This is a genomic window from Alysiella crassa DSM 2578 (assembly GCF_000745955.1).
GTDB lineage: Bacteria > Pseudomonadota > Gammaproteobacteria > Burkholderiales > Neisseriaceae > Simonsiella > Simonsiella crassa.
Genome location: NZ_JQKH01000129.1, coordinates 1 through 3,550, shown reverse-complemented (window position 1 = coordinate 3,550; position 3,550 = coordinate 1). Strand labels below are relative to the sequence as shown.

The 3,550-nt window shown below is 45.5% G+C and carries 1 protein-coding gene and 1 tRNA gene; one reads left to right on the top strand and one right to left on the bottom strand.

All coding sequences use genetic code 11. The annotated features are described in order from the left end of the window. Nucleotides 1–292 precede the first annotated feature (292 nt). Nucleotides 293–382: transfer RNA gene (locus Q338_RS12195), tRNA-Ser, on the bottom strand. Nucleotides 383–580: 198 nt separating this feature from the next. Between Q338_RS12195 and clpB the strand changes: the two genes are divergently transcribed. Then, nucleotides 581–3,157: an ATP-dependent chaperone ClpB gene (gene clpB, locus Q338_RS12190; RefSeq protein ID WP_034295890.1), complete on the top strand. Its 2,577-nt coding sequence runs from the start codon at nt 581–583 to the stop codon at nt 3,155–3,157. The last annotated feature ends 393 nt before the right edge of the window (nt 3,158–3,550 follow it).

Sequence of the window (3,550 nt, the reverse complement as noted above, 5' to 3'; positions counted from 1 at the left end):
ATTTAAACCAGTACCGCGTTGCCAGCTCCCTTATGTACTATGTGTACACGGCGGTCGCTGTCGCCTTGTCCTGATTTAAATTGAATCCACTATAACTTCAGGCAGCCTGAAAATGTTCAGGCTGCCTTTTTATTATCTACAAAAAATGTGGGATATGGTGTAGGGTGCCCCCTACATGATTACTTGATTGAGAAATGGTCGTGTACTGAATTCAGGCTGCCTGAAGATTGATTTACCCAATTTCTACATAAACAGAAACGGTCTGAATCACATTCAGACCGTTTTTTAAATTTGGCGGAGGCGGTGAGATTCGAACTCACGGAAGGCGCAAACCTTCGACGGTTTTCAAGACCGTTGCATTAAACCACTCTGCCACGCCTCCGACTTAAGAAGTGCGAATCATACGGCAATTTGGGCATTTTGCCAAGCATTTTTTGATTTTTAGATGTGAATATATTTAGATAATTGTTTTGTCATGAATTATTTTTTTCAGGCTGCCTGAAAATTTTGCCCTTGTTTTTTATTTTGGGCAACCCTATATCGTGTTTATCAAAACATTACCCAAAAAGGAAACCGTATTATGCGATACGAAAAATTAACCACCAAATTTCAACAAATCTTGAGTGAAGCGCAAAGTTTGGCGTTAAACAAAGACCATGCGTATATTGAAAATCTGCATATTTTGCAAACCATGTTGGCGGAAAGCACCAATGGCATGGGCGCATTGCTGGTGCAAGCGGGTGGCAATTTGGCGCAAATTCAACGCGATGTGCAGGCTGCCGTGAACGCATTGCCCAAAGTATCTGGGCAAGGCGGCAATGTTACGCTGAACCGTGAAGCGGAAAACACCATCAATTTAATGGACAAAATCGCCACCAAACGCGGCGATGCGTATATTGCCAGCGAATTGTTTTTATTGAGTTTGGTGCAAGAGAAAAATGCGGCGGGCAAAATTTTAATCAGCAATGGCGTTACCGAAAACAAATTATTGGCAGCAATTGAAAAATTGAATAATGGGCAAACGATTGACAATCAAAATGCGGAAGACCAACGCGAAGCCCTCAAAAAATACACGCTGGACTTAACCGAACGCGCACGCGAAGGCAAACTTGACCCCGTGATTGGGCGCGATGACGAAATCCGCCGCGCAATCCAAGTTTTGCAACGCCGCACGAAAAACAATCCCGTGTTAATCGGCGAACCAGGGGTTGGCAAAACGGCGATTGTGGAAGGTTTGGCGCAACGAATTGTGAATGGCGAAGTGCCTGAATCTTTACGCAATAAGCGTTTGTTGGTGCTGGATTTGGCGGCTTTGATTGCGGGCGCGAAATATCGTGGCGAATTTGAAGAACGCCTGAAAGCCGTATTGAACGATTTGGCAAAAGACGATGGCAACACTTTGATTTTTATTGATGAAATTCACACGCTGGTGGGCGCAGGTAAAACCGATGGCGCAATGGACGCAGGCAATATGCTCAAACCTGCTTTGGCGCGTGGTGAATTGCATTGCATTGGCGCGACCACGCTGGACGAATATCGCCAATACATTGAAAAAGACGCGGCTTTGGAACGCCGTTTCCAAAAAGTCTTGGTGGAAGAGCCGAGCGTGGAAGCGACCATTGCGATTTTGCGCGGTTTGCAAGAGCGTTATGAAGTTCATCATCGTGTGGACATTACCGACCCTGCGATTGTGGCGGCGGCGGAATTGTCTAACCGTTATATTTCCGACCGTTTTTTGCCCGATAAAGCGATTGATTTGATTGATGAAGCCGCCAGCCGCATTAAAATGGAAATGGATTCTAAACCCGAAGCGATGGATAAACTTGACCGCCGCATTATTCAGTTGCAAATGGAAAAAATGCACGTTGCGAAAGAAACGGACGAGGCGAGCAAAAAGCGTTTGGCATTGATTGACGAAGAAATTGGCAGCCTGCAAAAAGAATATGCGGATTTGGACGAAATTTGGAAAGCGGAAAAAGCGGCTTCGTCCAGCAGCGCGGATATTAAAAAGCAAATTGATGAAATTAAACTGAAAATTGAGCAAGCCAAACGCGCGGGCGATTATGCGAAAGCGTCTGAATTGGAATATGGCGTGTTGCCGAAATTGTCGCAACAATTACACGCGGCGGAAACTTCAGGCAGCCTGAAACAGGTAAACAAATTATTCCGCACGAAAGTGGGCGCGGAAGAAATCGCGGAAATTGTGTCGCGCATGACGGGCATTCCAGTTGCCAAAATGATGGAGGGGGAACGCGAGAAATTGTTGAAAATGGAAGACGTGTTGCACAAACGTGTGGTCGGTCAAGATGAAGCCGTCCGCGCGGTGGCAGACGCGATTCGCCGCAGCCGTTCGGGTTTGGCAGACCCCAATAAACCTTATGGCAGTTTCCTGTTTCTCGGTCCAACGGGTGTGGGCAAAACGGAATTGTGCAAAACATTGGCAAGTTTCTTGTTTGACAGCGAAGAGCATTTAATCCGCATTGATATGTCGGAATACATGGAAAAACACAGTATTGCGCGTTTAATCGGTGCGCCTCCTGGTTATGTGGGTTATGAAGAAGGTGGCTATTTGACCGAGCAAGTTCGCCGCAAACCATACAGCGTGATTTTGCTGGACGAAGTGGAAAAAGCGCACCCCGATGTGTTCAATATTTTGCTGCAAGTGTTGGACGATGGTCGTTTGACCGATGGACAAGGTCGCACCGTTGATTTCAAAAACACGGTGATTGTGATGACGAGCAATATTGGCAGTCAGCATATTCAGCAATTGGGCGACACGGCGGATTATGCCGCCATCAAAGCTGCCGTGATGGGCGATGTGAAAAACCATTTCCGCCCTGAACTGATTAACCGTATTGATGAAGTGGTGGTGTTCCATGGGCTGAATCAGGCGAATATTCGTCATATTGCGGCGATTCAGTTAAGCAGCCTGAAACGGCGTTTGGCGGCGCAAGGTTTGCGTTTGGAAGTATCGGTGGCGGCTTTGGATTTGATTGCGGCGGCGGGTTTTGACCCTGTGTATGGGGCGCGTCCGCTTAAGCGTGCGATTCAAGCGGAAATTGAAAATCCGCTCGCCAAAGCCCTACTCAAAGGCGATTATGCGCCTGAAAGCACGATTCGGATTGACGCGAATGGGGAATATTTGGTATTTGGTTAATTTCTAAATATTTATTTTTAGATAATAGGCAGCCTGAAAATGTTTTTTGACGTTTTCAGGCTGCCTTTCAGTACACGACAAAATTCATGTAGGGTGCGTATTACGCACCGAAATTTCAATTATTTGAATGACTTGGTGCGTGGTAGGCACTCTACATTTTGAGTGTTGGTAAAAATTGTCGTGTACTGAAAGGCTGCCTGAAAATATGTTTTTCGGATTTTAGGGCAATAAACGTCCAATTGTATAATATTCAAACAATTCATTGCTGTTATCAATGCGATATTGGTAGTTTTCAGGACTCATCTCATTTGGATTAGCTGAAAACCTATTGGTCCAATACTCCATTTGCTGTTGTAAATCATCCAGTATTGTTAAATCTGTTTTGGTAATCAA

Excerpts from the sequence above, each read along its gene's own strand:
- clpB (WP_034295890.1), top strand. The coding sequence starts at position 581 with ATGCGATACGAAAAATTAACCACCAAATTTCAACAAATCTTGAGTGAA.